20 protein-coding genes are annotated in these 24139 nt (G+C 66.4%); 8 read left to right on the top strand and 12 right to left on the bottom strand.

Features of this window, described 5'->3' with window-relative positions; translation table 11 throughout:
- Nucleotides 1-80: 80 nt before the first annotated feature.
- The gene (locus tag C0R07_RS10345) at nt 81-599 is read right to left on the bottom strand and encodes a c-type cytochrome (protein WP_046272290.1); all 519 of its coding nucleotides are present in this window, start codon (nt 597-599) and stop codon (nt 81-83) included.
- Between the two features lie 114 nt (nt 600-713).
- Nucleotides 714-1319 (bottom strand): TetR/AcrR family transcriptional regulator, encoded by a 606-nt coding sequence (locus C0R07_RS10340; protein WP_046272289.1) that lies wholly within the window; start codon nt 1317-1319, stop codon nt 714-716.
- A gap of 146 nt (nt 1320-1465) precedes the next feature.
- Between C0R07_RS10340 and C0R07_RS10335 the strand changes: the two genes are divergently transcribed.
- The 3 genes from C0R07_RS10335 to C0R07_RS10325 are packed head-to-tail and all read left to right on the top strand — an operon-like array spanning nt 1466 to nt 6294.
- The gene (locus tag C0R07_RS10335) at nt 1466-2629 is read left to right on the top strand and encodes an isovaleryl-CoA dehydrogenase (protein WP_102788830.1); all 1164 of its coding nucleotides are present in this window, start codon (nt 1466-1468) and stop codon (nt 2627-2629) included.
- A gap of 10 nt (nt 2630-2639) precedes the next feature.
- A complete protein-coding gene (locus tag C0R07_RS10330; protein ID WP_070426393.1) occupies nt 2640-4250 on the top strand; it encodes a carboxyl transferase domain-containing protein in 1611 nt (536 codons plus the stop codon).
- A gap of 55 nt (nt 4251-4305) precedes the next feature.
- Nucleotides 4306-6294 carry an acetyl/propionyl/methylcrotonyl-CoA carboxylase subunit alpha gene (locus C0R07_RS10325; RefSeq protein WP_102788894.1) on the top strand — a complete coding sequence of 663 codons (1989 nt, stop codon included), beginning with the start codon at nt 4306-4308 and terminating at the stop codon, nt 6292-6294.
- 1 nt (nt 6295) lies between these two features.
- On the opposite strand, the gene C0R07_RS10320 is transcribed toward C0R07_RS10325, so the two are convergent.
- The gene (locus C0R07_RS10320) at nt 6296-7564 is read right to left on the bottom strand and encodes a putative peptide maturation dehydrogenase (RefSeq protein WP_341987012.1); all 1269 of its coding nucleotides are present in this window, start codon (nt 7562-7564) and stop codon (nt 6296-6298) included.
- 112 nt (nt 7565-7676) lie between these two features.
- Here C0R07_RS10320 and C0R07_RS10315 point away from each other — a divergent pair, with 112 nt between their 5' ends.
- Nucleotides 7677-7985, top strand: a complete 309-nt coding sequence (locus tag C0R07_RS10315; RefSeq protein ID WP_167390353.1) for an NHLP-related RiPP peptide — start codon at nt 7677-7679, stop codon at nt 7983-7985.
- A 10-nt stretch (nt 7986-7995) separates the two neighbouring features.
- Here C0R07_RS10315 and C0R07_RS10310 read toward each other — a convergent pair whose 3' ends face one another.
- The 4 genes from C0R07_RS10310 to aceB form a co-directional block, all read right to left on the bottom strand.
- A complete protein-coding gene (locus C0R07_RS10310; RefSeq protein WP_102788827.1) occupies nt 7996-10485 on the bottom strand; it encodes a putative peptide modification system cyclase in 2490 nt (829 codons plus the stop codon).
- Between the two features lie 13 nt (nt 10486-10498).
- On the bottom strand, nt 10499-11545 hold the full coding sequence (locus tag C0R07_RS10305) for a GGDEF domain-containing protein (RefSeq protein WP_102788826.1): 1047 nt from the start codon (nt 11543-11545) through the stop codon (nt 10499-10501).
- Between the two features lie 222 nt (nt 11546-11767).
- A complete protein-coding gene (gene aceA, locus C0R07_RS10300) occupies nt 11768-13060 on the bottom strand; it encodes an isocitrate lyase (RefSeq protein WP_102788825.1) in 1293 nt (430 codons plus the stop codon).
- 83 nt (nt 13061-13143) lie between these two features.
- A complete protein-coding gene (gene aceB / locus C0R07_RS10295) occupies nt 13144-14790 on the bottom strand; it encodes a malate synthase A (RefSeq protein WP_102788824.1) in 1647 nt (548 codons plus the stop codon).
- 108 nt (nt 14791-14898) lie between these two features.
- Here aceB and C0R07_RS10290 point away from each other — a divergent pair, with 108 nt between their 5' ends.
- On the top strand, nt 14899-15864 hold the full coding sequence (locus C0R07_RS10290) for a LysR family transcriptional regulator (RefSeq protein ID WP_102788823.1): 966 nt from the start codon (nt 14899-14901) through the stop codon (nt 15862-15864).
- Between the two features lie 555 nt (nt 15865-16419).
- Here C0R07_RS10290 and C0R07_RS10285 read toward each other — a convergent pair.
- Both C0R07_RS10285 and C0R07_RS19710 read right to left on the bottom strand, forming a co-directional pair.
- Nucleotides 16420-16701, bottom strand: a complete 282-nt coding sequence (locus C0R07_RS10285; protein ID WP_167390352.1) for a hypothetical protein — start codon at nt 16699-16701, stop codon at nt 16420-16422.
- A 5-nt stretch (nt 16702-16706) separates the two neighbouring features.
- Nucleotides 16707-17123, bottom strand: a complete 417-nt coding sequence (locus C0R07_RS19710) for a hypothetical protein (RefSeq protein ID WP_146027595.1) — start codon at nt 17121-17123, stop codon at nt 16707-16709.
- Between the two features lie 579 nt (nt 17124-17702).
- Between C0R07_RS19710 and C0R07_RS10280 the strand changes: the two genes are divergently transcribed.
- Nucleotides 17703-18605, top strand: coding sequence for a LysR substrate-binding domain-containing protein (locus tag C0R07_RS10280; protein WP_102788821.1), 903 nt, complete (start codon nt 17703-17705; stop codon nt 18603-18605).
- Here C0R07_RS10280 and C0R07_RS10275 read toward each other — a convergent pair.
- Nucleotides 18595-19872 carry an MFS transporter gene (locus C0R07_RS10275; protein WP_046272283.1) on the bottom strand — a complete coding sequence of 426 codons (1278 nt, stop codon included), beginning with the start codon at nt 19870-19872 and terminating at the stop codon, nt 18595-18597. The two genes, C0R07_RS10280 and C0R07_RS10275, sit on opposite strands and share 11 nt — an antisense overlap.
- A gap of 132 nt (nt 19873-20004) precedes the next feature.
- Complete coding sequence (gene lepB, locus C0R07_RS10270) at nt 20005-20634, bottom strand: signal peptidase I (protein WP_070474267.1); 630 nt, start codon at nt 20632-20634, stop codon at nt 20005-20007.
- Nucleotides 20635-20812: 178 nt separating this feature from the next.
- Here lepB and C0R07_RS10265 point away from each other — a divergent pair, with 178 nt between their 5' ends.
- Nucleotides 20813-21223 (top strand): hypothetical protein, encoded by a 411-nt coding sequence (locus C0R07_RS10265; protein WP_046272279.1) that lies wholly within the window; start codon nt 20813-20815, stop codon nt 21221-21223.
- Nucleotides 21224-21226: 3 nt separating this feature from the next.
- On the top strand, nt 21227-21676 hold the full coding sequence (locus C0R07_RS10260) for a 3-dehydroquinate dehydratase (protein ID WP_102788820.1): 450 nt from the start codon (nt 21227-21229) through the stop codon (nt 21674-21676).
- Nucleotides 21677-21931: 255 nt separating this feature from the next.
- On the opposite strand, the gene dcp is transcribed toward C0R07_RS10260, so the two are convergent.
- On the bottom strand, nt 21932-24088 hold the full coding sequence (dcp, locus tag C0R07_RS10255; RefSeq protein ID WP_019184865.1) for a peptidyl-dipeptidase Dcp: 2157 nt from the start codon (nt 24086-24088) through the stop codon (nt 21932-21934).
- Between the last annotated feature and the right edge of the window lie 51 nt (nt 24089-24139).

Genomic DNA, 24139 nt, shown 5'->3' with positions numbered 1-24139 from the left:
CAGGGAAGTGCGACAAGGCTAACCATATAAAGTGAAACGCCGCCCTTCGGCGGCGTCGGTGACCTGATCCGGCAAAGCCGTTATTTCAGGTTGGCCAGCATCCAATCAACCGTGGCATGGATCTGCTCCTCGGTCAGCGCCGGATTACCGCCCTTGGGCGGCATGATGCCACCGTCCGGGCCGGTATAGCCCTCCACCGCATGCTTGTAGAGCGTGTCCTTGCCCTGGGCGATGCGCGCATCCCAATGCCCGTGATCCAACGTCGGCGCCTTGCCGACGCCATTGGTATGGCAGGCGGTGCAGAGGTTGTCGTAGATCACCTTGCCGTCGGTGGTGCCACCGTAGGCGACCTGCGAGGCGGCTTTGACCAGCGCGGCGGCCTGGGCAGCCGCCTGGGCGGCGGCACCGGTACTGCCGGCGTACACCGCACCGGCCGGCGCGATGCGCTGTTCCGTGCGTTTGGCCGCCATCGGCGAGACTTCAGGGGGGATGCTGGTATGCAGGTAGGCCGCGAAGATGATGAGGCCGAGTGTGATGGCCATCAGCAGCGCGATGACCATGGAGAAGCGTTTCAGGAACTCGAGGTCGTAATTCCGCACTCTCTATACCCCTGGCTGGTAGTCGTTGGACCACGGCTTGTCGGCCGAGTATGACCAGCGTCGGCGGCGCTGCGCAAGCGACCGCCGGGTGTCGCAATGCAGCATCGGTGCGACTCAGGCGCCCGCGGCTCGCAGGCAGAAAACACAGATCGACTCGACCAGCGCATCTTCGTCGCCGTGCGCGTCGCGGCTGAGCGCGGTCGGGCCGACCAGTGCCTCGGTGAACGCGCCGACGATGCAGGCCGCCGCGACATGCGTGTCCTGCGGCGGGAAAGTGCCTGCCTCGACGCCATCGGCGACGATGCGCCGGAACACATCGCCGAACAGACGGCGGCAACGGATGCGCTCGGCTTCCACTTCCGGATCCACCGGCTCGGCGATGAAGGCATAGGCCAGCCCAGGGCCGGCCAGCGCGCGCCGCACGAAGGCGGTGATCGCCCGGCGCAGGCGCTCCGGCGCGGGCAGCGGCTCGGCCGCGATCGCCTCGAAGATGCGCAGTTCGTGGTCCACCGCGGCGGTCAGCACCTCCACGAACAGCTCGGCCTTGGAGGGGAAGTGCCGGTAGATCAGCCCGGTGGACACGCCGGCTTCGGCCGCCACCGCTGTCACCGGGGCGTTGCGGTAGCCACCGGCCGCCACCAGCGCACGGGTTGCCAGCAGGATGCGTTCGCGGGCGCCGGCAAGGCGTTCTTCCATCAGGGCGGAGCGTTTATAGGCCATTTGTTGATTCTATGTTCAATTTTTGAATTTGTGTTCACTTCTTTGTCGAACCCGGCTACGCTGGGGGTACATCGCCCGCGGGACGGCCCTGTCAGCCCGTCCATCCCTCCCGGCGCGTCCCATCCCTTGTTGTTGCGGAGTCGCCCATGCACGTCCCGACCATGAACTTCGATCTCGGTGAAGAGATCGACCTGCTGCGCCAGAGCGTGGCCCATTTTGCCTCCGCTGAAATCGCGCCGCTGGCGGCCCAGGCCGACGAAGAGAATCTGTTCCCCAATGCGCTGTGGCGCAAGCTCGGCGAGCAGGGCCTGCTCGGCCTGACGGTGGAAGAGGAATACGGCGGCAGCGGCATGGGCTACCTCGCGCATGTGGTGGCGATGGAAGAGATCTCGCGTGCCTCCGGTGCGATCGCGCTGTCCTACGGCGCGCACTCGAACCTGTGCGTGAACCAGCTGCGCAAGAACGGCAACGAAGAGCAGAAAAAGCGCTACCTGCCCGGCCTGTGCAGCGGCGAGCTGGTCGGCGCGCTGGCGATGAGCGAACCGGGCGCCGGCTCGGACGTGGTCTCGATGAAGCTGCGTGCGGACAAGCGCGGTGATCACTACGTACTCAACGGCAACAAGATGTGGATCACCAACGGCCCGGATGCCGATGTGCTGGTGGTCTATGCCAAGACCGATCCGGATGGCGGCGCCAAGGGCATCACCGCATTCCTGATCGAGAAGGGCATGAAGGGCTTCTCCACGGCGCAGAAACTGGACAAGCTCGGCATGCGCGGCTCCAACACCTGCGAGCTGGTCTTCCAGGATTGCGAAGTACCCGAAGCCAACGTGCTTGGCGTGGTCGGTGGTGGCGTCAAGGTGCTGATGTCCGGTCTGGACTATGAGCGCGTGGTGCTCTCCGGTGGCCCCCTCGGCCTGATGGCTGCGGCCATGGACGTGGTGATGCCGTACGTGCACGAGCGCAAGCAGTTCGGCGAGGCGATCGGCACCTTCCAGCTGATCCAGGCCAAGCTGGCCGACATGTACGTGGGCCTCAACGCCTGCCGCGCCTATGTGTACGCGGTGGCACGCGCCTGCGACCAGGGCCGCACCACGCGCCAGGATGCAGCCGGCGCGATCCTGTATTCGGCTGAGAAGGCCACCTGGCTGACCGGCCAGGCGATCCAGATCCTGGGCGGCAACGGCTACATCAACGAGTACCCGACCGGACGGTTGTGGCGCGATGCCAAGCTGTATGAAATCGGCGCCGGCACCTCGGAGATCCGCCGCATGCTGATCGGCCGCGAACTGTTCCAGCGCACCAAGTAAGGGCCCTGCCATGACCGTATTGAGCACCCAGCTGCAACCGGGCAGCGACACCTTCGAGGCCAACCGCGCCGCGCTGCAGGCGGTGGTCGACGACCTGCGCGCCACCCTGGCGCAGACCGCGCTGGGCGGCAGCGAAGCAGCGCGCGCCAAGCACACCGCACGCGGCAAGCTGCTGGTGCGCGACCGCATCGATGCCCTGCTCGACCCGGGCAGCGCGTTCCTGGAAATCGCCCCGCTGGCCGCGCATGGCATGTATGGCGATCCGATTCCCAGCGCGGGTGTCGTCGCCGGTATCGGCCGGGTCTCGGGCGTGGAGTGCGTGATCGTGGCCAACGATGCCACGGTCAAGGGTGGCACCTACTACCCGATGACGGTCAAGAAGCATCTGCGCGCGCAGGAAGTGGCCGAGCAGAACCGCCTGCCCTGCATCTACCTGGTGGATTCCGGCGGTGCGTTCCTGCCGCTGCAGGACGAGGTGTTCCCGGACCGCGACCATTTCGGTCGCATCTTCTACAACCAGGCCAACCTGTCCGCGCAGGGCATCCCGCAGATCGCCTGCGTGATGGGCAGCTGCACCGCCGGTGGCGCCTACGTGCCGGCGATGAGCGATGAAACGGTGATCGTGCGCGAACAGGGCACCATCTTCCTCGGCGGCCCGCCGCTGGTGAAAGCGGCCACCGGTGAAGTGGTCACCGCAGAAGAACTGGGCGGTGCCGATGTGCACACGCGCATCTCCGGCGTGGCCGACCACATGGCCGACAACGACCTGCAGGCGCTGGCCCGGGTCCGCGCGATCATCGCCCAGCTCAACTGGCGCAAGCCCGAGCCGGCGCTGGCGGTGCAGGCCCCGGTGGAACCGCGGCATCCGGCCCACGAGCTGTACGGCGTGATTCCGGCCGACACGCGCAAGCCCTATGACGTGCGCGAAGTGATCCTGCGCCTGGTCGACGATTCACGCTTCGATGAGTTCAAGCCGCGCTACGGCAACACGCTGGTCACCGGCTTCGCGCATCTGCACGGCTACCCGGTGGGCATCATCGCCAACAACGGCATCCTGTTCTCCGAGTCCGCGCTGAAGGGCGCGCACTTCATCGAACTGTGCACGCAGCGCGGCATTCCGCTGGTGTTCCTGCAGAACATCACCGGCTTCATGGTCGGCCGCAAGTACGAGCACGGCGGCATCGCCAAGGACGGGGCCAAGCTGGTGATGGCCGTGGCCTGCGCCAAGGTGCCCAAGTTCACCGTGGTGATCGGCGGCTCGTTCGGCGCCGGCAACTACGGCATGTGCGGCCGCGCCTACTCGCCCAACTTCCTGTGGATGTGGCCGAACGCACGCATCGGCGTGATGGGCGGCGAGCAGGCCGCCAGCGTGCTGGCCACGGTCAAGCGCGATGGCATCGAAGCCAAGGGCGGGCAGTGGTCGGCCGAGGAAGAGGACGGCTTCAAGTCGCCGATCCGCGCGCAGTTCGAATCGCAGGGCCACCCCTACTACGCCAGCGCCCGGCTCTGGGATGACGGCGTGATCGATCCGGCCGACACCCGTCGTGTGCTGGGCCTGGCGCTGTCGGCCAGCCTCAACGCCCCGGCGAAGAAGACCGACTTCGGCGTGTTCCGCATGTAATGCACGGGCGGTGCCGCCTGGCACCGCCGCCCCTGGCCCGCGCAACGAGACCACCATGTTCACCAAGATCCTGATCGCCAACCGTGGCGAAATCGCCTGCCGCGTCATCGCTACCTGCCAGCGCCTGGGCATCGCCACCGTGGCGGTGTACTCCGACGCCGACCGCAACGCGCGCCACGTGCGCCTGGCCGACGAGGCCATCGCGATCGGCCCGGCGCCGGCGCGCGAGAGCTACCTGCGCGGCGACGCCATCCTGGCCGCCGCCCGCCGCACCGGCGCGCAGGCGATCCATCCTGGCTACGGCTTCCTCTCGGAGAACGCCGGCTTCGCGCAGGCCTGCGCCGAGGCGGGCATCGTGTTCATCGGCCCCTCTGCGGCGGCGATCCGCGCGATGGGCGACAAGAGCGCGGCCAAGGCGCTGATGCAGCAGGCCGGCGTGCCGCTGACCCCGGGCTACCACGGCGACGAGCAGATCCCCGAGTTCCTGCGCAAGCAGGCCGACAGCATCGGCTACCCAGTGTTGATCAAGGCCAGCGCCGGCGGCGGTGGCAAGGGCATGCGCCGCGTGGATGACAGCGCCACCTTCACCGAGGCGTTGGCCAGCTGCCAGCGTGAAGCGCAGTCCGCCTTCGGCAACGCACATGTGCTGGTCGAGAAGTATGTCGAGCGCCCGCGCCACATCGAGATCCAGGTATTCGGCGACAGCCACGGCAACGTGGTGTACCTGTTCGAGCGCGACTGCTCGGTGCAGCGCCGCCATCAGAAGGTGCTCGAAGAAGCGCCTGCCCCCGGCATGACGCCCGAGCGCCGCGCGGCGATGGGCAAGGCCGCCGTCGATGCCGCGCGCGCGGTCAACTACGTCGGCGCGGGCACGGTGGAGTTCATCGCCGGCCCCGATGGCGATTTCTACTTCATGGAAATGAACACCCGCCTGCAGGTGGAGCACCCGGTCACCGAGTGCATCACCGGCACCGACCTGGTGGAATGGCAGATGCGCGTGGCCAGCGGTGAGCCACTGCCGCTGCAGCAGGATCAGCTGCAGATCCGCGGGCATGCACTGGAAGCCCGCCTGTACGCCGAAGATGCCGACCGCGGTTTCCTGCCCTCCACCGGCACCCTGCGCCACCTGCGCCTGCCGGCCAACACCGCGCACGTGCGCGTGGACGCCGGTGTCGAGCAGGGCGATGCGATCACCCCGTTCTACGACCCGATGATCGCCAAGCTGATCGTCTGGGATGTCGACCGCGACGCCGCGCTGCGCCGCATGCAGCAGGCCCTGGCCGAGTGCGAAGTGGTCGGCGTGACCACCAATGCCGCCTTCCTGCGCCGGCTGGTGATGACCGATTCGTTCACCCAGGCCAAGCTGGACACCGCGCTGATCGAGCGCGAGCAGGCCGCCCTGGCTCTCAACGACGGCGACAGTGATCCGGCGCTGTTGGCGCTGGCCGCGATTGCCGGCGTGGCCACCAGCGAAGCCGCCCGCCGTGATGCGCGTGACCCGCACTCGCCGTGGCAGGCCCAGGACGGCTGGCGCCTCGGCGCGGCCGCTGCACGCGCGCTGACGCTGGAGCACCGGGGCGCGCAGCGCAGCGTCACCGTGGAGGGCGCGGGCGCGGGCGAACAGTGGACCGTCCACATGGACGGCAACGCGCTCGCGGGCAGCGGTGGTTTGGACGGTGATGCACTTCGCGTACAGATCGGCGAGCAGCTGCACCGCGCCACCGTCATCCGCGACGGCAACGAGCTGTACCTGTTCGGCAGCGAGGGCGTGCAGCGCTTCACCCTGCATGATCCGGTCAGCGAAGCGGACCAGTCCGTCGCCGATGCCGGCAGCCTGGTCGCGCCGATGCCGGGCCGTATCGTTGCCACACTGGTGGCACCGGGCACGGCGGTCAAACGCGGCGCGCCGTTGCTGGTGCTGGAGGCGATGAAGATGGAGCACACGCTGCAGGCACCGGCCGATGGCACCGTGCAGGGTTACCGGGTCAAGGCCGGGGATCAGGTGGGCGATGGGGCGGTGCTGGTGGATTTCGAGGCGGGGTGAGTCACCCGGATGGCGGCTCGGCAGTGAGTACCGGCGTCCACACCTGACCGCCGGGGTCGAACTCCGAGGTCGACATCTGCTGTGCCCGCCAGCCTACGCCACACACGGCGAGCGGACTGAGCTGCATGGGGTCCATGCCGAGCACCTGCTCGATATCCTGTTCGTTGATCGCGGCCGTAACAAAGGCCCCCAGGCCCTGTTCGGTCGCGCAGGTCAGCAGCAGCTGCGAGATGTGACCAACATCCAGGATCACCGCGCGGTAGGCCTTGGGATGGTGGCGGTACTTCCAGTAGGTGCGGGCGAACCGGGGTGCCAGCACGATCAGCACCGGCGCATCGGCAAACCAGTGTTGGCCTGCGGTGAACAACGCCGCCAGCTCTGCCATGGACCGCGCATCGGAAGGCAGGGCGGACACGCCGTGCGAGGCAGGATCGTAGTGATACAGACCCGCCTGGAGACCCTCGACATGCTGCACCAGCAGATACGCTTCGGTGGGATGCAGGCCCCCGGCGGACGGTACGTTCTTTTTGAGAAACACCGCGTCTTCTTCGACCACCTGCCGTCCAGTTTCAGCCAGGGTGCGCTGCAGCAGTCGTGACAGCTCGGCCAGCGGCAGTGGCTGCGCCGTATCGAAGTTGCGGCAGGTGCTGCGCTCGCGCAGGCTGCGGTCGAACGCCTCCTCGGGCTGGCGTGGCAGGTGGCGAGGTTCTCCTGCGTGGGGAGCCAACGCGGGCGGTGGCGGCCCAAGGTGTGCACGCAGCCCCGCCGCGGTGTGCAGTCCCGCCGATTCCAGGGCTTTCACGCTGTCCTGGCCCTGCCAGCGGCCCTGCCAATGGAGCATCGCGGCAGGTCCCCACCACGGCACCTGCCGCAGCTGCGCTTCACGTTCAGCCAACGCGTCGCGATCTGCGCCCTGTGCCTGGACCAGCCCATGCGCCAGCAGGTAGCGCAGATCGCTGTCATCTTCCCCGGCGGGCCGTGGCTCCCATCGCTCCGGGTCGAGACGTCCCAGCAGCAGCACCTGTGACTCATTGAGCTCGACCGGCGCCGGCAGGTGCGGTGCCAGCGCCGTCCAGACACTGCGCAGGGTCATGCCCGTACCACCGGATACCAGCGCGCGCAGATCGAAGGAGGTCTGCTGTCGGGGCTCGAGGTAGAGGGTGCGGCATCGGCGCAGGTGGAGGGTATCGTGCATGGGCAGCCAGAAAGGGAAGCATCGCGTGTTCCAGTGTGTCGGCCGGGATCGCCAAAGATGAAGGCCGATGATCATCGGGCGACTCAAGCGCTTCACGCGCCGGCCGCTATCGATCGCGGCTGTAACGTCACACCCCGGCCTGCGCGTACGCCCCCTCCTTCCCTCCGCTATCTCCGAGACATCCCACATGACCAGCACTTCTCCGCCGCTTTCCTCCAACGATGCCGTACAGCTGCTGGATCTGCTCAGCAGCGACGATACGTTCCGTACCCTGTTCCAGGCCGATCCCGCCGCCGCGCTGGCGACCATCAGCGCCGAGGCGGGCGCGGCATCGTGCGACTGCGAATCAGGCGGTCCGCTGGCCAGCAAGGAAGAATTCCTGGCCGCTCGTACGCGCCTGCTCGCCCACCTGACCGCCACCAGCTCGTTCAGCTTTCCGCACTGTTTCGTCAGCGGTGACATCGACTCACAACTGCAGCGCAAGCCGCAGCCCTGAGGTCTGGCGGTTACTGCAACGACGTCGCGTCCAGACGTCGTTGTGCGGCCCGGCTGTCATGGACATTCAGCGCCTGCAGGAGATAGGAACCGGCGTTCTCCGCGTAGGCCCTGCCGCGTTGTGTCGCCAGCCAGCGTTGCTCGGCGGCGGCAGCCACCTGGTCCCCGGCGGCCACCAGGCTGTCCTGCAGGGCGACGTGGACCTGGAACAACTCGCTGCCGTCGATGAGCGCGCGCAAGCGCTGCACCGATTGCGCAGCCCGGCCATCCACGCGATCCTGGTTGGCCACCAGCACCGCCACCATCTGCGTTCCACGCGGGTCATCCAGTGCCTTGGCAAGTCGCTGCAGATGCGGCAACTGGCGACGTGCCACGTCATAGAGCTCGGCGCGTTGCGCGAGATAGGCCGAGGCAGCGGCCATGTACAGCCACTCTCCCCGCTCGCCTGCCGCAGGATCGGCCGCCTGCGCGATCATGGTGGCGATAAGCTGCTCATATTCGTGTGCGCCGGCCTTTCGCACGGCAATGCTGGCCAGCGAAAGCGACTGCGCCTGGAACATTCCGCAGATCCGCGCATTGTCACCACAGTGGCGCAGCGCAGCTGCATTGGCCCGCAGTGCCGCCGCCGGCTCGCCCGCGTCCAACGCGACGGCGGTGCCCTCCAGGTGCATGGCAAGATCATCCTCCCGAGCGGCGGCAAGCATGCGCTGGGCGCCCACCAGGTCGCCATGAGCGGCGAGCGCGGCGACCATGTGGCGGTTCACTGACCATTGACCGATCCGTGCGGATTGACGATAGCTGCGCAGTGCCGCATCGGCGTGATTCTGCGCCAGCTCGGCGCGACCGAGCGCCTGCAACGCCATGGCCTGCAACGGGTTCTGTGCGACAGCGGCCTTGCGTGCAGCCTGCTCGGACTCGCTATACCGCCCCACGCTCAGCATGGACCAGGCGTAGTTGGCATGGGCGCCGTGGTAATCGGGATAGAGATCGCCCAAGAGCTTCCACTTTTCGGCCGTGGCGAGTGTTCCGGCGCCGTTGAGATCGGCATCCCAGGCGTCCATGTACAGCCGATCCCGCCCTGACAAGCGACCGGCAGCGCGTTTTGCCGCGGCCAGCGATTGCCGGGCCCCTTCGGGATTGCCCCGGCCCCACTGGATGCGCAGCTGTGCCAGGTAGGCGAACGCGAAGTCCGGATCGAAACGCACCGCCTGCCCGAAAAACCGCTGCGCGTCGTCATAGCGTCCATCGCCGTATGCTTTGACGCCCATCGCGTAGGCATGCAGCGCATCCAGGCTGGCCGTCGCCACCTTGGGCAGCGGCATCGAGTCCCGCGAGATGTCATGCATGGCCTCGCCGAGCTCCACGCGCATCTGAGCCACGACGTCATCGGTGGATCCCAGCAGGGATTCCATGCCGCGGCCATCGGCATGGTCGGACCACGCCGTATTGCCGGTGTTGGGATCGATCAGTTCCAGTGAAACACGCAGCCGCCCATGCACTTCGGCCACGGTGGGTACGATCACGGCTCTGGCACCCTCACGCAGCGCGACCTCGATCGCCGCGTCGCGGTCCAGCGCTCCACCTTCGCGACGCATCCGCTCCAGCGTTTCCTGCACCTTCATGTCGCTGAGCACATTGACGTAACGCGACTGCTCCAGAGAAATGCGGAACGCCTGTTGAAGACTGTCGTCCAGCAGTGCATTGCCGGTCAGGTTATGGAGGTTGCCCAGTACCACCCAATCCCGTTCGCCGAAGGCAATGGCCGGCGTCGGGCGTAGAAAGGCCCAGGTGCCGAAGACCATGCCTGCCACCAGCGCCACCTCGGCCAGCAGTGTCATCGGCCGGCGCCACAGCGGCACGGCACGGCGGGCCTTGGGGCTGCCGCGTGGGGCACGCAGCGGCGCAAACTCCGGTTCGCCCACTTCATGGATGTCCTGGCGACCGGGCATGCCCTTGAACCGCCAGCCGCCGTGCGATTTCCACACCAGTCGCTCGCCACGCTCCCCCAGCTCGCCCACCGCGCGATGGGTCAGCGATTCGGCCACGGCCGAGAGCAGGATCTGCCCGGGCCGGGCAAGGGCCATCAGGCGCGCGGCCATCGGCTTGGCCAGGCCCTCGACCTCCAGCGATTTGGCCCCAACCTTGATCGCCTCGGGGCTGTTTTCCCAGGTCAGCACTTCGCCGACGTGCAGGCCCGCGCGTGCGCGCAGCACGATGTTGCGTTGCTTGCCGATCTCCTGCAGGCCGCGCTGGTAATCCAGCGCAAAGCCGAGACCATCGATGGCGCGCTCGAACAACAGCAGCAGGCCATCGGAACGATCGATCAGGCGACCATTCCACTGTTGCTGCAACACCAGCACCAGCCGGTCATGCGCCTGGAACAGCTCGGCCGCGGCCGCATCGCCAATCCGCTCCACCAGGATCAGCGAGTCGCACAGATCGGTGAACAGCAGCGCCCGCATCTGCGGGGCCTGGGTCGACGTTCCGTTGTCGCCGTTCATGCCGATCTCCCGATCAGGGTGTGGCGGTCGCTGATCGCGACCAGTGCAATCGGTTGCCGCCCAGCCGTTTGGCCTGGTACAGCGCATTGTCGGCGCGGGCGTACCACTCGCTCCAGTCGGTCTGCGGGTCGATCAGACAGACCCCGATGCTGACCGGGCACACATGCGGCACGCCATGCGCACGGTCGATCAGGCCATGCACCGCGCTGAGAATGAACTCGGCGGCGTGCTGCAGGCTGTCCTGGTCGGCGCTGCGCAGCAGCAGGCAGAATTCGTCGCCGCCCAGCCGGCAGGCCACGTCCGGCTCGGTGGCCACCGAGCGCAGGATGTTGGCCACGCTCTGCAGCACGCGGTCGCCGGCCTGGTGGCCGTGCACATCGTTGACCTGCTTGAACTGGTCGCAGTCGATCAGCAGCAGGCCCTGCGGCGCGCTGTTTTCCTGCGCACGGCAGTCCTGCAGGTAGAGCGCGAGGCCACGCCGGTTGTGCAGGCCGGTCAGCTCGTCGGTGCGCACCAGCTCGCGCGTGTGGGTGAGCTGGTGAGTGGTGACGTAGAGGTTGTCCAGCGCGGTTTCGAGATCGTGGTTGCGGCGGCGCAGCTGGCGGATCAACACCTGCTCGTTGCTCACCACCCGCATGATCGTGCGGCGCAGGAAGTAGGCCAGCAGACCAGGGTCGCGGTCGACCAGACGCTGGAAATCGTCGTGGTCCAGTTCCAGCACGATGCTGTCCTGGACCGCACGCGCGCCGGCCGTGCGCTGGTGGTCGCCGATCAGCAGGCCCAGCTCGCCGAAGAATTCATTGGGACCGAGTGACTTCACGACGAGGTCTTCGCCGAAGTCCAGTTCGATGCAGCCGCTGACGATCACGTACATCGTGTTGCCGGCGTGGCCGCGATGGAACAGATGGGTGCCTGAGGGCAGCTTGCGTTGCCGGCCGAATTCGGAGAACAATGCGGACTCGCCGTTGCTCAGGATGGCGTGCACGATCTCAGCCATCGCCTTGCGGTCGATGTCTGGTTCCTGTTCGCACATGATCGCCGCCGCACCCTTGCCGGTCATTTCCGAACACCCGCTTTTCAGCGTCCCCCTGGTGAGCGATGGAGGATAGCACTCCTCAAAACTGTGCGCCCTATCCCATTTCCGACTTTTACCCCCCAAGATCGTGAAAACACGCGTGTTCTACCGCGTGTGACGATGTGAAGAGGCGGGTCCCGAGACGACGCAGGGCGGCCGATCCCCGACCGGCCGCCCTGTGGGCCTTCCTTGGCCGCCCTTCCTGGATCAGGCCGCCCGTTCGGCGTTGAACTGCTCTTCCTCGGTGGACCCGCTCAGGGCGGTGGTCGAGGACTGGCCCTGCTGGATCGCCTGGGTCACCGCGTCGAAGTAGCCGGTGCCGACCTCGCGCTGGTGCTTGACCGCCGTGAAGCCGCGGTCGGCGGCGGCGAACTCGGCTTCCTGCAGCTCCACGAAGGCGCTCATCTGGCGGCGGGCGTAGCCGTGGGCCAGGTTGAACATCGAGTAGTTCAGGGCGTGGAAGCCGGCCAGGGTGATGAACTGGAACTTGTAGCCATATTTGGCGATCTCCTTCTGGAAGGTCGCGATGGTGGCGTCGTCCAGGTTCTTCTTCCAGTTGAAGCTGGGCGAGCAGTTATAGGCCAGCAGCTTGCCCGGGAACTTGGCGTGGATCGCTTCGGCGAACTTGCGGGCGAACTCCAGGTCCGGCTTGCCGGTCTCGCACCAGATCAGGTCGGCGTAGGGGGCGTAAGCCAGGCCGCGGCTGATGGCCTGGTCCAGGCCGTTGCGGGTCTTGTAGAAGCCTTCCACGGTGCGCTCGCCGGTGGTGAACGGCTGGTCGTTGCCATCCACATCACTGGTCAGCAGGTCGGCGGCCTCCGCGTCGGTACGCGCCACCAGCAGGGTCGGCACGCCCATCACGTCGGCGGCCAGGCGCGCGGCGTTGAGCTTTTCGATGGCCTCGCGGGTCGGCACCAGCACCTTGCCACCCATGTGCCCGCACTTCTTCACCGAGGCCAGCTGGTCCTCGAAGTGAACGCCGGCCGCGCCGGCCTCGATCATCGCCTTCATCAGCTCAAAGGCATTGAGCACGCCGCCGAAACCGGCTTCGGCATCGGCCACGATCGGCTGCAGGAAGTCGATGTCATCCTTGCCCTCGGCATGGTGCAGCTGATCGGCGCGCAGCAGGGTGTTGTTGATGCGCTTGACCACCGCCGGCACCGAATCGGCCGGGTAGAGCGACTGGTCCGGGTACATTTGCCCGGCCAGGTTGGCGTCGGCAGCGACCTGCCAGCCGGACAGGTAGATCGCGTTCAAGCCGGCCTTGACCTGCTGCATGGCCTGGTTTCCGGTCAGCGCACCCAACGCGTTGACGAAGTCCTTCTCCTGCAGGTACGTCCACAGCTTCTCCGCGCCCAGCCGTGCCAGCGAGTGCTCCACGTGCACGGTGCCGCGCAGGCGCACCACGTCGGCGGCGGTGTAGTTGCGGGTGATCCCGGCCCAGCGCGGGTCGGTGTTCCAAGAGTGCTGGATCTGTTCGGCGGTCTGCAGGGTGCTCATGTCGAATCTCCAAAAGGGAACGGATGCGGTAACAGCAGGTGGATGGCGGGTGGTCAGTCGAGGCGGTCGTAGGCCGGCAGGGTTCAGTCGAGGCGGTCGTAGGCCGGCAGGGTCAGGAAGTCGGTGAGCTCCTCGCGGCGGCTGAGCGCGGCCAGCAGCGCGATGGACTCGGGGATGCGGGCGCTGCCGGGCAGCGCGGCGGTATCGCCCAGCCGCGCCGGCAGCTGGGCCACGGTGGCGTCGAGCAGGGCCAGGTCGATGGCGGTGCCGTCGTCCAGGTGCTGGCCGGCGGTATGCAGCCACTGCCACAGCTGGCTGCGGCTGATCTCGGCGGTGGCCGCGTCTTCCATCAGGTGGTGGATCGGCACGCAGCCGTTGCCGTCCAGCCAGGCGGCCAGGTAGCGCACACAGACCTCGACGTTGCCCTCGAAACCGGCGCGGGTGATGGTGCCGGTGGGCGCGGCGATCAGATCATCGCGGCCCACCTGCACATCGTTGCGCAGCACGCGGTGCTGGTTCGGTCCGGGCATGTGTTCGTCGAAGATCGCCTGCGCGACCGGGATCAGCGCGGGGTGCGCGACCCAGGTGCCGTCATGGCCGGCGGTGACTTCGCGCAGCTTGTCCGCCCGCACCCGCGCCATCGCCTGCTCGTTGGCGGCCGCGTCATGGTTGATCGGAATCTGCGCGGCCATGCCACCCATCGCATGCGCGCCACGGCGATGGCAGGTGCGGATCAGCAGCTCCGAATAGGCCTTCAGGAACGGCTGGGTCATCGTCACCTGGCCGCGCTCGGGCAGCACCTTGTCGGCGTGCCGGCGGAAGGTCTTGATGTAGGAAAAGATGTAATCCCAGCGGCCACAGTTCAGGCCGACGATGCGATCGCGCAGCGCGTGCAGGATCTCGTCCATCTCGAACACTGCCGGCAGCGTTTCGATCAGCACCGTGACCTTGATCTGGCCGTGCGGCAGGCCGAGCATGCCCTCGATGTGCGACAGGGCGGTCTCCCACAGCGCCGCCTCTTCCATGCTCTGCAGCTTGGGCAGGTAGAAGTACGGCCCACGCTGCTTGCACATCAGGGTGCGGGCATTGTGGAAGGCGAACACCGCCGCATCGAACAGGCCACCGGCGATCGGCTGGCCATCGATGCGCACGTGCTTCTCATCCAGGTGCCAGCCACGCGGACGCACGATCAGCACGGCCTGCTCGTTGAACGGACGCAGCGTGTACTGCTTGCCCGGCTTCCCATCGACGGACGGTCCGGTGTGGGTCAGATCGCCCCGCACCGCGCCGATCAGCGCCTGCTGGCCGGCCAGCAGGTTGCGCCAGGCCGGGGCGGTGGAATCCTCGAAGTCTGCCATGAAGACCTTGGCGCCGGAGTTCAGCGCGTTGATGACCATCTTCGGGTCGGTCGGGCCGGTGATCTCCACCCGGCGGTCCTGCAGCGCCTCCGGCAGCGGGGCGACGTGCCAGTCGCTGGCGCGGATCTCGGCGGTATCGGCACGGAAGTCCGGCAGGCCGCCGCCATCGAAGAACGCTTGGCGGGCCACCCGTGCCTGCAGCCGGCGCTGACGCTCCGGCTCCACCGCCCGGTGCAGCGACACCAGCAGCGCCAGTACCCCCGCCGGCAGCAGCGCGGACTGGCCGGCCAGCTGGGTGGTGAGGGCGATGCCGGGGGTGGCCGGTGCATCGGCGGGGGTGGGCTGGGCGGTGGCGTAAGCGACGGCGGACATGGCGGGCTCCTGCGGTGCGGTTGAGCTCCACCGTGCGCCGCCGCGCCGATATTTGACAAAGCAGTTATTGCAATGGCTTACATAAGGTGTGCTTATACTCATGACGCCATGACCACGCCGCGCACGCCAAGCCCCCGGTTTTCCTACAAATCCGACCGGCTCAAGCCGCTGCGGGCGTTCTGCCAGACGGTCCGCCTCGGCTCAGTCTCACGGGCAGCTGAGGCGCTGTTCGTCAGCCAGCCGGCCATCAGCCAGCAGCTGCAGGCGCTGGAGCGCGAGTTGGGCGTCAGCCTGTTCGAGCGCAGCGGCCGCCGCCTGGTGCCCAGCCGCGAAGGGCAGCTGCTGTATGAGATGGCGCTGCCGCTGGTGGAAAACCTGGACGGGCTCGAGGCCAGCTTCCGCGACAAGGTGAAGGGGCTGGATGCCGGCGAGCTCAACATCGCGGCCAACAGCTCGACCATCCTGTACCTGCTGCCGCGCATCGTGGAGCGCTTCCGCCAGCGCCACCCGGATGTCCGCCTGACCCTGCACAACGCGATCAGCGCCGACGGCACCGATCTGCTGCGCAGCGATGCGGCGGACCTGGCGGTGGGCTCGATGACCGACGTGCCGGCCGACCTCAGCTACGCCCCGGCCTACCGCTTCGAGCAGGTGCTGATCGCCCCGCCCGATCATCCGCTGGCGCACGGCGAACTGAGCCTGGAGGCGATCTCGCAGTACCCGCTGGTGCTGCCGCCCAAGCGCCAGATCACGTACCGGCTGGTGGACCAGGTGTTCCAGCGGCATCGGCTGCCCTACACCGTGGCGCTGGAGGTGGGTGGCTGGGAAGTGATCAAGCAGTACGTCGCGATGGGCATGGGCATCTCGATCGTGCCGGCGCTCTGCCTGCACGATGCCGACCGCGAGAAGCTGGTGACACGCTCGATGGGTGCGTGGTTCCCGGAGCGGAGTTATGGCGTGATCGTGCGCCGCGGGCGGTTTCTGTCACCGCAGGCGCGGGCGTTCATCGAGCTGATCCAGCCGGACCTGTTCAGTCCGCGCAGCTATGACGAGAGTGGGCATTCGGAGCGGTGAGGCGATTGTGGATGTCCCAACCAGAGTGCAAAGGCCCCTAATTCCTGAACCAGTGCCATAACTCGCTCATTGAGCGCTCAATGGCTATCACGTGCAGTTCGCTCACGCCTCAGCACGGCAATCCCATGACTTCTTAGCGCCTTGGACCTCTGGGACAGGGCACACCTAACATTTCGATGCCAGTGCGCAATTTTTATTCCTTTAAGACGACAAGCGTCATCCCAGGAATCAGGCATGCCATCCACGCCTACAGGACGATGGCATGTGCATCGGGACAAAGTGGATTCCCCAGGCGGCGTGGACCCTCTAACGCGAGGCCGAGCGCTCTACCGGGACCGGCCTTCAAATATCACGTTCTGAATTACCCAGCGAACACATTGATCAGCCTATTTCTGCGACAGCCCGATGACTGCCGCAGCCGGATGACCCCGACGATTTGGGACGTCCTGAGCAGACGCATTCGCCATCTCTATTCCAACGTGTGGACCCCGCCCCAGCCAAAGACGGCAGAACCTATTCCATCTAGATCAAATCACTCCTTCATCGCTTGTAAAATCATTTACGGAGAACATATTTCGCTTCAACCCTGTCAATCAAGTAATAAAAAAGCAGGGTTGCAATAAATGAACCAAGCATCATATTCAAGTAGAAATCAATTGACTCTGGATAGTTCTGACACATTTCAGCCATCTTCAAATCAGCCGACTCCGAAACGCACTGTCTGAGCTGCTTGTAAACACTTGAAGCCTTGCTCTGGAAGTGAACCACCAAGACTACAGACAGCACTTTGGCGAGCATCGTAACCCGCCCCAAGGCTTTTGGCGTCATATCACCCACCCTTCTCAAATGAATTTACCATCACCACCTTTCCAGCCCTGCCTCCCGCAGTCAACTAAGAAGCTGGCTGCCTCCGAGTGCATCAATACGCCAGGATCCTCCGAGAATCCGGCCGTTCCGGCGCTAGCAATGCACACCGCGCCAAGCGTCGCCAGATAGGTCCAGCCACTTGCAACACCTGGACCACAGTAGCTTTCAGTAAGACACTTGAAAATTCGGATCGTGATCTGCATGTCAGCCCAGAGGGCTACTGCAGCCATCAGCGCAATGAAAACAAGCGATGTCGTTCTTGCGGTTGGAGCTAGGCTGCCCTCAAACGCGCTTCTCAAAGCTTTCCAAGCCCGGAGTGGAAGTATGCCGATCGAAGCAAGGCCAACGAAGCCAACCAGGTAAATCAACGCAGTGAAAAACCATGCGCTCATGGATCGCCCCTAAACCGGCATACCGGATTTCCAGGGAACCAGGCTCCTCCTTCCACATACGGGGCCAAGGCTGCGCGCGCAGTGCATTCGAAGACATCATGCGCATCCGAACAGCCTATGGAGGCTGATCCACGGCTTTATCTCCAGCATACAGGCTGAATTCCAAACCCAAGCCAAGCGAACTCACTCGATCCAGCAACGGCTTCGGGAGGTAGAAATGATACATGTCGTTACTGACGATAGTGACTGACAGCGTCATTTCTCCACCAGATTCTACTATATGCACCAATCTGGTTTTAAGCACTCCAGGGCAGCGCACCAATTCTCTACCACATGGTCAAGCACCCAAGACCTGAGTTTATTTCGTCGACTGACAGGGTTTGACGATCCTCCACTATTACTCAGCATCCTTCTAGCAACCTGCAAATAGTCTCGTGCAATGCCCCTGGTACGTCACGCTCCCGGTTATGCATACGGCCGACAACATCATGTTTCCCGAGACGCCTCATACGACGAGACCGCCATCCATCGTCGGCCAGGCAATCAGACAATTGGCAAACCGAACGCCATAATCCCCCCATGTCCATCGAACTCCGCCACCTACGCTACTTCCTGGCCGTCGCAGAGACGCTGCACTTCGGCCGCGCGGCCGAGCGGCTGGGGATGTCGCAGCCGCCGCTCAGCCAGCAGATCCGCCAGCTGGAAACACTGCTCGGCGCGCGGTTGTTCCTGCGCGCGAACCGCCGGGTGGAACTGACCGACGCCGGTCGCGTGCTGCAGGAGCAGGCGCGTGAGGTGCTGGCGCGGGTGGAGACCGCGATCGATCTGACCCAGCGCGCGCAGCGCGGGGAAACCGGTGAGCTGCGCATCGGGCTGACCCGGGCCACGCCGCTGTCCACGCAGATTCCGCGCGCGATCTTCGCCTACCGTCAGCAATTCCCGCAGGTGCAGTTGAAACTGCGCGAGATGAACACCCTGCAGCAGATCGATGCGCTGATGGCCGGCGAGCTGGATGTCGGGTTGATCCGCAAACGTGCCCTGCCCGCGCCGCTGATGTCTCGCAAGCTCTTCAGTGATCCACTTGCGCTGGTGGTGCACGATCAGCATCCGCTGGTGCGTGAGTTGCCGGCCGATGCGGCGGTGGCGCTGCGGCTGTTCGCGCATGAGCCGTTTGTCGGTTTCCTGCGCGAGGTGGGTGCGGGCATCCACGATCATGTCATCGCGCTGTGCCGCAGCGCGGGGTTCACCCCACGCATCGTGCAGGAGGCAGGGGAAGCCTCGACGCTGATCAGCCTGGCGGCCTCGGGGCTGGGGGTAACGGTACTGCCTGCCTCGTGCTGCCATATCCAAGTGGACGGCGCGCGCTTCGTCGCACTCAGTGATCGCGCGGCCAGTTCCGAAGTGCACGTCGCCTGCCGACGCGGTGCGGCGTCGCCCTTGATCGGTCACTTCACCCGGCTGCTGCAGGGTGTCAGCGGCTGAGCGCGAGCGTAGCGGTACCCGGTTGCACGCGCTGGCCCAGGCGCCAGGCGATCACGCCACCGGCCACGGTCAGTACGCCGACGAAGCCGCACACGCCCAGCCAGTCCCAGCGGGTGTAGAACACGCCGCCGAGCACGCCGGCCACGCTGGAGCCCAGGTAGTAGGCGAACAAATACAGGGCGGACGCTTCGGCGCGCATCGCACCGGCGCGGCTGCCAACCCAGCTGCTGGCCACCGAGTGGCCGCCGAAGAAGCCGAACGTCACCAGCGCGATGCCGGCCGCCATGCAGCCCAGCCACGGCATCGCCAGCAGCACGATGCCCAGCGCGATCAATCCGTAGCAGATCGCCAGCACGCGGCTGCGGCCATGGCGGTTGGCCTGCTGCCCCATCCACGCCGAGCTGAAGGTGCCGACCAGATACACGCTGAAGATCAAACCGACCACGGTCTGGCTGAGGCCATACGGCGGCGCCAGCAGGTGGAAGCCGAGGTAGTTGTAGAGGGTGACGAACACGCCCATCAGCACGAAGGCGGTCGCGAACAGCCACGGCAGACCGGGATCGCCGAACAGGCTGCGCCAGCGCGCCGGCAGTTCGCGCAGGCCGCCACGGCGGCTCTGGAAGTGGCGCGAGGGCGGCAGCTGGATCCACAGCAGCACGGTACTGAGCAGCGCGATCAGCGAGACCACGCCAATGCCCCAGCGCCAGCCCCAATGGTCGGCGACGATGCCCGCGATGAGACGACCACTCATGCCGCCGATCGCATTGCCGCCGATGTACAGGCCCATCGCCAGGCCCAGCGCGCGGCTGTCCATTTCCTCGGCGAGGTAAGTCATGCCCACCGCCGGTACGCCACTGAGCGCGATGCCGAGCAGCGTGCGCAGCACCAGCAGCGTAGTCCAGTCATCCACCATCGCGGTGGCGACAGACAATACGCTCGACGCCAGCAACGCCGCGACCATCACGCTGCGGCGGCCGATGCGGTCGGAGATCAATCCCGCGATCAGCATCGAGACCGCCAGCAGACCGGTGCTCAGCGACAGGGTCAGCGCGCTGTTGGCTGCGGAGACGCCGAAGTGGCGACTGAATTCGGGCAGCAGCGGCTGCACTGTGTAGAGCAGCCCGAAGGTGGAGAAGCCGGCCAGGAACAGCGCGGCCGCCGTGCGCCGGAAGGCCGGGGTGCCCTGCTGGATCTGATCGCCGGCCGCCGCTGCGCTGGTGGTGGCCGGGGGGCTGCGGTCGGGGACCGCTGCGGTGTCGCCATTCATGCCGGTAAGGCCCGCGTGCGTGGGCCGGAGCGAGGAGTCAGCGCTCAGGATAGGCAGCGCGGACAGGTCGATCCATAACCTGATAGGTCTGAATCGAGACGTTGCAGATATCGATTCAGTTCGCGGCCCGGATTACAGCGTCTGCCAGGTCAGGCCTTCGCCGCGCCGGTAGTAAACATGCGAGGCCTTGCCGTACAGCGCGCTGGCCTGGACCAGGCCGAAGAAGCGGCCGTCGGCACTGTTGCCGCGGTGGTCGCCGAGCATCAGCACCTGCCCGGCGGGTACGGTCAGGCCGGTGATGTCCGGGCCACCGCCCTGGCCCAGATCCAGCTGCGCCAGATGCTGGCCGAAGTCCTCGATCTCACCCACCCCGGCCTGGGCCAGCGGACGGCCGTTGATGCTCAGGTGACCGTCGTGCAGCTCGACCCGATCCCCGCCGACCGCCGCAATGCGCTTGATCAGCCGGGTGCCGTCCTGCGGGGAATTAAACACCGCCACGTCACCGCGCTGCGGCTGGCCGGTGTGCAGCAGCTCCACCGAGGTGAACGGCAGGCGCACGCCGTAGGCGCGCATGTCCACCACCACCCGGTCGCCCGGCATCAGCGTGTGCTGCATCGAGCCGCTGGGCACCTGGTAGTGGTTGGCCAGGGTGTCGCGCGCCGCGGCGAGCAGGCCGAGCATGACCAGCAGCGGCAGCGCTTCTTTCTTGAGCCAGCGCAGCAGGCGGTGGTCGTTGGGGGCAGCGGCGGCGGGGGTGTCCATACGGGCGCTCCAGGAAGTGTGTGGCTGTGACCGAATGGACGGCGGGCAAGTTCCCTGCCCCGCGCTGAAAAAGCTACGCACTGTTTACGCAGGGGCCGCCCGGTCGGCATCGCGGTTTTACGGGGCGCGGCCGCATCGTGGCGACACCGCGCCGAAGGGCGCTTCGAAGAGACGCTCCATGACCATCCTGCTGATCCGGCACACACCGTCGAACGCCGTGCCGGACGCGTCGCCGCTGCCTGCGCGGGTCGCCGGGCACCGCCTGGCCTGCCGCGACTGCGACTCCCTGCCGGCCCTGGTGCGCTGTCTGCAGCGTGCCCAGCGCAGCCGCCCGGCGCTGGTCCTGATCGCCACCGCAGCGGTCGATGCACCGCAGTGGGCTCGTTATGGCCAGGCGCTGCGCACCGCGCTGGAGGACCTGCCAGCGCCGTACATCGAGATGGCCAGCAACGACGACGACGCGCTGGACGAGCACCTGCATCCGCAGCACGCCCCGGCCGCGCGGGTGGTCTGCAGCAGCGGCCGCCAGGATGCGTGTCGCCTGTCGCTGGCGATCGCCGCCCATCGCCTGCAGGCCGTGGAGGGCTGAGCCATGTCGATCTTCATCATCCGCGGGCCGGAGGCGGCCGGGCAGCTGATCCGTGCCGCGCAGCCGCTGCCGGCGCTGGTCCTGAAATCCCTGGTGCACCGTGCGATCGATGCGGGCACCACGGTGGCGATCCGCGCGTGCGGCTCGGAGCAGGAGTTGCTGGACGCCCTGCGCGTGGCCGATCACAGCCGTGGCGAAGTCACCCTGCTCGATCCGGGTGCGTGCGTGAACAGCGCGCGCCTGCAGCGCCTGCTGCCGCATCTGCACAACGCCTACGTGGAAGTGCACGACGACGATGCGCGCGCACCGGAAGCGTGCTTGCCAGCGGATGTGGGCCAGCGCATCGGCGTGGCGCGCGGCTACTGCGCGCAGAGTTACATGCACGCGCTGGAGATCGCGCTCGATCACCTGGGGTGCAGTGAGATCGCCGAAGGCGTGCACGTGGGGACGTGAGGCGCGGGGTCGGTGGGGCGGGCGCTGGGCCCCTATGCCCTTGGAGGCGAAATAAAGGGGGAGGGGGCGGCCGCAGGCCGACGCCGGAGGACATTCGCCGGAAAGGGTATAGGGGCCCAGTGCCCGCCCCAGCGACCCGGCTCAGCGGAGCAGCAACCCAAAAAAAACGGCAGGGTTTCCCCTGCCGTTTTCGTTTCAGCGTGTACCGGTGGCAAGCGTACCGACCAACGGTCGGTACCTACCGGGATGCCGCGATTACTTCAGGCCACGATTGACCAGCAGCGGCTCCACCGACGGATCCTTGCCGCGGAACTCGCGGTACAGATCCGCCAGCTCCACGCTGTTGCCGCGCGAGAGGATCTTGTCGCGGAACACCTGGCCGTTCTCCGGGGTCAGGCCGCCGTTCTCCTTGAACCACTCGAAGGCGTCGTGGTCGAGCACTTCGGCCCAGAAGTAGGCGTAGTAACCGGACGAATACCCGCCACCCCAGATGTGATCGAAGTAGCTGGTGCGGTAGCGCGGCGGCACCTGCGGCAGGTCGACCTTGAACTTCTTCAGCGCGGCCGCTTCAAACGGCGCGACGTCCTGCAGCTTGGCGTCGGCCGGCTGGGTGTGCCAGGCCAGGTCGAGCAGGGCGGCCGAGAGGTACTCGGTGGTCGCATAGCCCTGGTTGAAGGTGCGGGCCTTGAGGATCTTGTCGACCAGCGCCTGCGGCATCGGCTCGCCGGTCTTGTAGTTCTTGGCGTAGTTGGCGAAGACCTTCGGGTCCAGCGCCCAATGCTCGTTGAACTGCGAGGGGAACTCGACGAAATCGCGCGAGGTGCTGGTACCGGCGATGGACGGGTACTTCACCTTCGAGAACATGCCGTGCAGCGCATGGCCGAACTCATGGAACATCGTGGTCACGTCATCGAAGCTCAGCAGCGCGGGCTGGCCGGCGGCGGGCTTGGTGAAGTTGCACACGTTGTAGACCACCGGCTTGGCACCGGTCAGGCCGTCCTGTTCGACGAACACATCCATCCAGGCGCCGCCGGACTTGCTGTCACGCTTGAAGTAGTCGGTGTAGAACAGGGCCAGCGAGGTGCCGTCCTTGTCGAACACTTCGTAGACCTTCATGTCCGGGTGGTAGGTGGGGATGTCGGTACGCGGCTTGAAGGTGATGCCGTACAGCTGCGTGGCGGCGTAGAAGACGCCGTTCTGCAGCACGTTGTCCATCTCGAAGTACGGCTTGATCTGCGATTCGTCCAGGTCGTACTGCGCCTTGCGCACCTGCTCGGCGTAGAAGTCCCAATCGGAGGCAGCGAGCTTGAAACCGCCCTTCTGCGCATCGATCACCTTCTGCATTTCGCTGATCTCGCCACGCGCCTTGGCGGTGGCGGCCGGCACGGTGTCGGTCAGCAGCTTGAGCGCGGCGGCCGGGGTCTTGGCCATCTGGTCGGCCAGGCTGTAGGCGGCATAGTTCTCGAAGCCGAGCAGCTTGGCCTTCTGCGCACGCAGCTGGGCCAGGCGCTGGATGGTTTCGCGCGTGTCGTTGGCGTCGCCCTTCTCGGCGCGGGTTTCCGAGGCCTTCAGCACGGCAGCACGCTGCTCGCGGTCGCTCAGCGAGCCGAGCACCGGCTGCTGGGTGGTGTTCTGCAGCGGCAGCAGGTACTTGCCATCGAGGTTGCGGGCCTTGGCATCGGCGGCGGCGGTGTTGATCGCATCCTCGTCCAGGCCGGCCAGCTTGGCCTTGTCATCGACGACCACGGCACCGGCGGCGGTCGCAGCCACCAGGCGGGTGTGGAACTGCGTGGCCAGCGTGGTTTCTTCCACGTTGAGCTTGCGCAGCGAGGCCTTGTCGGCATCGTTCAACTGCGCGCCGGCGCGCACGAACTCCTGGTAGTCACGTTCGACCAGGCGCTTCTGCACCGGGTCCAGGCCCAGCGCATCGCGCTGGTCGTAGATGGTCTTGATGCGGGCGAACAGCTTCGGGTCGAGGTTGATCTCGTCCTGGTGCTCGGCCAGCTTCGGGGCGACTTCTTCCTGCACCTTCTGGCGTGCATCGTTGGTGTCGGCCTGGACCAGGCCGAAGAAGATGCGCGACACGCGGGTCAGGGTCTCGCCGCTGCGCTCCAGCGCTTCGATGGTGTTGTCGAAGGTGGCCGGCTCGGGGTTGTCGGCGATCTTGCGGACTTCGGCCAGGTGCTGCTTCATGCCTTCGTTGAAGGCCGGCAGGTAGTCACTGTCCTTGATCCTGTCGAACGGCGGCGCCTGGAACGGCAGCGTGCTGGCGCTCAACAGCGGGTTGGCGGACGCATCGGCCGGCTGCTGGGTCGGGGCGGGCTGGGTATCGGTCACGGGGGTGGACTCCTTGCCGGAACAGGCCGCCAGCGCCAGGCTGATGGCAGCGGCCAAAACTACGGTACGCGACATGAAACGGGCTCCTTGGATGAGGGCGCGGGACGGAAAATCCCACAGCCGGTC

Origin of the sequence: Stenotrophomonas bentonitica (genome assembly GCF_002887735.1) — a bacterium.
Lineage (GTDB): Bacteria > Pseudomonadota > Gammaproteobacteria > Xanthomonadales > Xanthomonadaceae > Stenotrophomonas > Stenotrophomonas bentonitica_A.
The sequence above is the reverse complement of the archived record's forward strand: the minus strand, read 5'-3'. Positions and strand labels throughout refer to the sequence as shown.

Bases quoted from the DNA above. Each gene is read 5' to 3' on its own strand.
- C0R07_RS10340 (WP_046272289.1), bottom strand. From the start codon at position 1,319: ATGGCCTATAAACGCTCCGCCCTGATGGAAGAACGCCTTGCCGGCGCC.
- C0R07_RS10335 (WP_102788830.1), top strand. From the start codon at position 1,466: ATGCACGTCCCGACCATGAACTTCGATCTCGGTGAAGAGATCGACCTG.
- C0R07_RS10330 (WP_070426393.1), top strand. From the start codon at position 2,640: ATGACCGTATTGAGCACCCAGCTGCAACCGGGCAGCGACACCTTCGAG.
- C0R07_RS10325 (WP_102788894.1), top strand. From the start codon at position 4,306: ATGTTCACCAAGATCCTGATCGCCAACCGTGGCGAAATCGCCTGCCGC.
- C0R07_RS10320 (WP_341987012.1), bottom strand. From the start codon at position 7,564: ATGATCATCGGCCTTCATCTTTGGCGATCCCGGCCGACACACTGGAAC.
- C0R07_RS10315 (WP_167390353.1), top strand. From the start codon at position 7,677: ATGACCAGCACTTCTCCGCCGCTTTCCTCCAACGATGCCGTACAGCTG.
- C0R07_RS10310 (WP_102788827.1), bottom strand. From the start codon at position 10,485: ATGAACGGCGACAACGGAACGTCGACCCAGGCCCCGCAGATGCGGGCG.
- C0R07_RS10305 (WP_102788826.1), bottom strand. From the start codon at position 11,545: ATGACCGGCAAGGGTGCGGCGGCGATCATGTGCGAACAGGAACCAGAC.
- aceA (WP_102788825.1), bottom strand. From the start codon at position 13,060: ATGAGCACCCTGCAGACCGCCGAACAGATCCAGCACTCTTGGAACACC.
- aceB (WP_102788824.1), bottom strand. From the start codon at position 14,790: ATGTCCGCCGTCGCTTACGCCACCGCCCAGCCCACCCCCGCCGATGCA.
- C0R07_RS10290 (WP_102788823.1), top strand. From the start codon at position 14,899: ATGACCACGCCGCGCACGCCAAGCCCCCGGTTTTCCTACAAATCCGAC.
- C0R07_RS19710 (WP_146027595.1), bottom strand. From the start codon at position 17,123: ATGAGCGCATGGTTTTTCACTGCGTTGATTTACCTGGTTGGCTTCGTT.
- C0R07_RS10280 (WP_102788821.1), top strand. From the start codon at position 17,703: ATGTCCATCGAACTCCGCCACCTACGCTACTTCCTGGCCGTCGCAGAG.
- C0R07_RS10275 (WP_046272283.1), bottom strand. From the start codon at position 19,872: ATGAATGGCGACACCGCAGCGGTCCCCGACCGCAGCCCCCCGGCCACC.
- lepB (WP_070474267.1), bottom strand. From the start codon at position 20,634: ATGGACACCCCCGCCGCCGCTGCCCCCAACGACCACCGCCTGCTGCGC.
- C0R07_RS10265 (WP_046272279.1), top strand. From the start codon at position 20,813: ATGACCATCCTGCTGATCCGGCACACACCGTCGAACGCCGTGCCGGAC.
- C0R07_RS10260 (WP_102788820.1), top strand. From the start codon at position 21,227: ATGTCGATCTTCATCATCCGCGGGCCGGAGGCGGCCGGGCAGCTGATC.
- dcp (WP_019184865.1), bottom strand. From the start codon at position 24,088: ATGTCGCGTACCGTAGTTTTGGCCGCTGCCATCAGCCTGGCGCTGGCG.